This window comes from Thalassotalea sp. SU-HH00458 (assembly GCF_040362795.1).
Classification (GTDB): domain Bacteria; phylum Pseudomonadota; class Gammaproteobacteria; order Enterobacterales; family Alteromonadaceae; genus Thalassotalea_H; species Thalassotalea_H castellviae.
Window position 1 is genome coordinate 1 of record NZ_BAABWW010000027.1, and the last position, 751, is coordinate 751.

The following is a 751-nucleotide window of genomic DNA, read 5'->3' on the forward strand; positions in this document are numbered from 1 at the left end:
CCTACGCACGCTTTACGCCCAGTAATTCCGATTAACGCTTGCACCCCTCGTATTACCGCGGCTGCTGGCACGAAGTTAGCCGGTGCTTCTTCTGTTGCTAACGTCACAGTGCAAAGGTATTAACCTTACACCTTTCCTCACAACTGAAAGTGCTTTACAACCCGAAGGCCTTCTTCACACACGCGGCATGGCTGCATCAGGGTTTCCCCCATTGTGCAATATTCCCCACTGCTGCCTCCCGTAGGAGTCTGGGCCGTGTCTCAGTCCCAGTGTGGCTGATCATCCTCTCAAACCAGCTAGAGATCGTCGCCATGGTGAGCCATTACCTCACCATCTAGCTAATCTCACTTGGGCTAATCTAAAGGCGAAAGGTCCGAAGATCCCCTCCTTTGGTCCGTAGACATTATGCGGTATTAGCAGTCGTTTCCAACTGTTGTCCCCCACCTAAAGGCATATTCCCAAGCATTACTCACCCGTCCGCCGCTCGACGCCGAATAGCAAGCTATTCTCGTTTCCGCTCGACTTGCATGTGTTAAGCCTGCCGCCAGCGTTCAATCTGAGCCATGATCAAACTCTTCAATTAAAAAATCGTTTGTGTAGGAACAAGTCCTACTGCTCAATGAATTCTGTCGTGTTACTCAATTCCGACTAAGGATTAAGTAACTACATAAAACGTACTAAATCATCCCGAAGGAATCTTTAATACTTATTTTGTGTGACATTCATCATTAAACTGTTTTACGTCTTTCTT

The 751-nt window shown here is 47.7% G+C and carries 1 rRNA gene; it reads right to left on the reverse strand.

What is annotated here, in order from left to right:
* Window positions 1–583, reverse strand: a 16S ribosomal RNA gene (locus ABXH06_RS17840); the annotation flags it as partial.
* Window positions 584–751: the final 168 nt, after the last annotated feature.